Consider the following 4,060-nt stretch of genomic DNA (forward strand, 5'->3'; position numbering starts at 1 on the left):
CCTCAGGACGAGTGCCGTGCGGCGGGCGCCGGCGAGCAACCCTTATCCTGAGATTGCAAGCCCGCAGGGCGCAGCCCCGACGGGGGCGCTCATGGGGTGCGGTCTTCCTTGCGTCCCCCATCCACCGGCTTGATGAGCCGCCGCTTGGGCTGCGCAACATCCCATAGAATATTCTGTCGGATCCGCAACGCTACAGCGTCTTCGCGCCCGCCATCTTGGCGAACACCTGCACGCGCTTCCAGCGCAGCGTGCCGGGCTTGTATTTCTTCAGCCACTCCTGGGTCTCGCTCTCGTCCAGGAAGAGGCTTGCACTGGTGTCGGCTGAGGCGTTCGCTTGCCCGTCGCTCCGCCCGGCCATGACCTCCTGGATCGAGCGGAAATAATAGTGGTTGAAGAGCCGGTTGAACTCGGTGAAGTAGATGTCGGCCACGCGTTCGCTGCCGCGGATCAGCAGCATATTCTCGTCGTTGTCGTTGGTCGAAGCTTCTGAAAAATTCGCCGAACCGGACACGACGATCGGGTCGGCGCCGAGCGGGTCCTTCAGCAGAAATTTCGAGTGGACGTAAGCCACATGCTGGTTGAGCCCGAGCGCCCGGGCATTGGTTTCCCGCGTCCACTGGTAGACCGGATCGCGCAGGAACGATCCCCAGGCCTGATAGACGTTATGTTTCGCATTCAGCGGCACGAAGGGATCGCTGGCACGGGGATTGGGCTTGTCCTGCTTTTCCAAGAGCAGGAAGATCACGGGACGCTGTGGCATCTCGGCTTCCGTGTTGTCGACCAGCGCCGTCTTGAATTTCTTGCCGATGCCGAACGCAAGCGTGATGCCGCCGTAATCGGTAGAGGAATCAAGCGCGTCGACGTACATATCGAGCACCTTGCTTCCTGACCGCGGACTGAAGACACTCGATACGCCTTTCGGAATATTCTCCCAGTCCGCCGGAATCGGCGCCAGCCCCATCACGGCGTCGCGATAGGCCTTGCGCTTGGCATCGGATACGGCTCTCGTTTCTCCCTCAACTGCGCCCGGATCGCTTTCGAGCGCCTTCCAGTAAGCCTCAAAGGCCGCAGCAACATCCGCATTGCGCACCCAATGGCCGACATTCGTCTGCCCGTGGATGCCGCCCGGCGACATGTTCGTCGAACCTGTCCAGACTTCCGCCGGCTTTTGCGCAGCACCTTTCAGCAGGACCAGGAACTTGTTGTGCTGGATGTTGTTCGGATTGTTTTCCCGCCAGCGGGCAATCACCGTCGCCGGAAGCCCGGCGTCTTTGACCATAGCCTTGTTGTCCTCGCGCGGAAAACTCGGATGGAACTTGCCCTTGCCGTCGGTGTATTCGTTGATCTTCGCGTCGAGGATGAGCTTTACTACGACGCCGCGATCGATGGCATCCTTCAGGCGCTCGGCGACCGGCAGATAGCGGAATTCGTAGAAGCATCCGAGGAGCGTGTCGCCGGCCCTCGCCTGATCGATGAACCTGAAAAGCGCCTCGTCGAGGTCGCGGCTCAGCCATTGCAACGCTTCAAGGCGCTTCTCCGCCGGCTGCAGATCGTCAGGCTTTTCGTTGCCGAAGCGGCGTTGATAGGCCTGGCTGCTGGCAACACCGCGGTTGAAGAAGACATCATGCTCAAGCTCCGTAAAGAGCGGCTCAGTCGTGACCACGATCTTTACCGGCGGCGCGCTGCGGTCGATGTTCTTCGGCTTGCCTTTCAGCGGATAGAAGAAATATTCGTATCGGCGGCCCGGCTTTGCCGTGAAGTCGTCCCACACGAAACTCTGCACCGGGTGATCGTAGGTCGTGACGACCGTTTTTTCGTCCGGCTGCGGGATGACGCTTGCGAACACCTTCATGCCATAGACGAAATAGCGCTGGTTTTCCGTGGGGTCGTAACGCTCGACCGCGAAACCGAGCAGGCCTTTCGTATCGGCATTTTGGTAGTCGACGGCAAACGAGACGGTGTTGACACCGGTGACTGCGAAAATGCGATATCCTTCAACGTCCTTGGAAACGAAACGCATGATGCCCCTCCGTAAAAGCGTTCGTCTGGAATTATGGGATTTTCTACAAAAGGCCACAGCGCCACGCGACGCAACTTAACAGATAGTATCCGCGGATGATGACGCCCCATTGACAAATCGCGCGTTCTGGAGAATCTATCGCACATGATCAACAACGCGCACATCACCAGCACGTATTTTTGGCTGTACCTGTAAAGGGCGGCCAGACAGATCATATTGTCAACAAGCCGCCGTCAGGCGGCTTTGTTGTAATCGGCAGCGTCCTGACGGCAGAACACCATACAAGGACGCGAAGGCCATGATTGCAATCGAAGACAGCGAAATTTCATTGATCCGCCCCCCGGTGGTGACGATCCGCACGGCAAAACCGCGGGACCTGCCGGCACTCAACGAGATGATCGCCCTGCTTGCCGCCCATCACGGCGATGCGGCGATCGCCACCCCCGAGCAACTGGAACGCGACCTTTTCGGCCCGGTTCCGTGGATCACGGCGCTAGTGGCCGAAACCGGCGACGGGCTGATCGGTTATGCCATCCTTGTGCCGCTCTACAGGGCGCAGGAAGGCAAGCGTGGCATGGACCTGCACCACCTCTTCGTGCGCGACGGCCATCGCGGCCACGGCATCGGCCTGCACCTCGTCAACCGCGCCCGCGAAACCGCGAGGAATGCGGGCTGCGATTACCTTTCAGTGAGTGCGGCGACTGGAAACATCCAGGCACACCGCTTCTATCAACATATGGACTTCACCCCTCGCCCGGTCACCGGCATGCGCTATATGCAGGCGCTGGCTTGAGCGCCTGCCGCTCCAACGGACGAGGGAGAGACAAATGACACGGCTTGCTGTGGTTCTGACGGAGGCTTTCGCGGACTGGGAGGTCGGGCAGCTGACGGCTTCCGCCCGCACCGAATTCGGCTTCGACGTGGTGACGGCGGCGCCCGGTGGCGCCGAGGTGCGGTCCATGGGCGGCCTGCGCGTGACGCCCGATACGGCGGCCGAAGCGCTGCGGGCGGAGGCGTTCAACGGTCTGGTGCTTTGCGGCGGCATGATCTGGGAGACCGAGAAGGCGCCGGATCTAAAGCCCGTCATCGACGATTTCATGGGCCGCGGCAAACTGGTTGCTGGGATCTGCGGCGCAACGCTGGCGCTTGCAAAGGCGGGCGCGCTGAACAATGCGGCGCATACCAGCAATGCCTTGCGTTTCATCGCCGACCTGCCCGGCTATTGCGGGCATGCGCATTACAAGGACGCGCCGGCGGCGGTGCGCGACGGGATGCTGGTCACCGCCCCCGGTTCCGCCCCGACCACCTTTGCCGCCGAAATCTACCGGGCGCTCGACTTCCGCAATGAGGATCTCGACCAGTATCTTTTGATGTTTGGCGCGGAGCACCAGCCGAAGGCTGCGTGAGGCTCAGGCGGCCGACTTTCCGGCCGCTCTCGACAGTATCACTTCCGCCCATTGGTTGAGGCTCCTGCCGGTCCGCCGCCTCGCGCGGATCGATCTCGGGATCGACGCATCATCGGCTCGGCACCGCCTTTAAATACGCGGCGATCGCTTCGAGATCGCCTTTCGGAAGATGCGCGAGACTCCGCTGGACCTCGGCCATCGAGCCGCCGGCGGTGTCGAAGTCCGGGGTGAAGCCGGTTTCGAGGTAGTTGGTGATATCGGCCTCGCTCCAGGAACCGATGTCCTTGGAGCCCGGGGTGATGTTCGGGATACGACCACGGCCCTCCGGATTCGGAGCGCCTGCGAGCCACATATCGGGCTCGAAGCCGCCGAGCGCGTCACGCGGCGTATGGCATTCGCCGCAATGGCCGGGGCCCTCGACGAGATACCGGCCGCGCTTCAGCTTGTCGTCGGCGTTGGCGAGCACGACACGGGGCGCGTCGTTGAAATAGAGGAGCTTCCAGCCGCCAAGTGCGAGCCGGATATCATAGGGGAACGGCAGTTGGTGCGGCGGCGCGACATTGCCGCTCCGGTGACTGTCTCTGGTAGTCATCCCCGAGCACGTCGCACCACTGAGCCGCGCGTTTTTCGTCTT

Annotated in this window: 4 protein-coding genes; 2 read left to right on the forward strand and 2 right to left on the reverse strand. The window is 61.6% G+C overall.

Features of this window, described 5'->3' with window-relative positions:
* Nucleotides 1-190: 190 nt before the first annotated feature.
* The gene (locus C9413_RS28910; RefSeq protein ID WP_052451491.1) at nucleotides 191-2,020 is read right to left on the reverse strand and encodes a phospholipase D-like domain-containing protein; all 1,830 of its coding nucleotides are present in this window, start codon (nucleotides 2,018-2,020) and stop codon (nucleotides 191-193) included.
* Nucleotides 2,021-2,318: 298 nt separating this feature from the next.
* On the opposite strand from C9413_RS28910, the gene C9413_RS28915 reads away from it, so the two are divergent.
* Entirely contained in the window at nucleotides 2,319-2,813 is a 495-nt protein-coding gene (locus tag C9413_RS28915; protein WP_039844304.1) for a GNAT family N-acetyltransferase, read from the forward strand.
* Between the two features lie 34 nt (nucleotides 2,814-2,847).
* Nucleotides 2,848-3,426, forward strand: a complete 579-nt coding sequence (locus C9413_RS28920) for a type 1 glutamine amidotransferase family protein (RefSeq protein ID WP_039844303.1) — start codon at nucleotides 2,848-2,850, stop codon at nucleotides 3,424-3,426.
* Between the two features lie 109 nt (nucleotides 3,427-3,535).
* On the opposite strand, the gene C9413_RS28925 is transcribed toward C9413_RS28920, so the two are convergent.
* On the reverse strand, nucleotides 3,536-4,060 hold a 525-nt coding region (locus C9413_RS28925; RefSeq protein ID WP_246703875.1), incomplete at its 5' end, for a cytochrome c.

This window comes from Rhizobium sp. SEMIA 4085 (assembly GCF_013004495.1).
GTDB lineage: Bacteria > Pseudomonadota > Alphaproteobacteria > Rhizobiales > Rhizobiaceae > Rhizobium > Rhizobium gallicum.

Bases quoted from the DNA above. Each gene is read 5' to 3' on its own strand.
- C9413_RS28910 (WP_052451491.1), bottom strand. From the start codon at position 2,020: ATGCGTTTCGTTTCCAAGGACGTTGAAGGATATCGCATTTTCGCAGTC.
- C9413_RS28915 (WP_039844304.1), top strand. From the start codon at position 2,319: ATGATTGCAATCGAAGACAGCGAAATTTCATTGATCCGCCCCCCGGTG.
- C9413_RS28920 (WP_039844303.1), top strand. From the start codon at position 2,848: ATGACACGGCTTGCTGTGGTTCTGACGGAGGCTTTCGCGGACTGGGAG.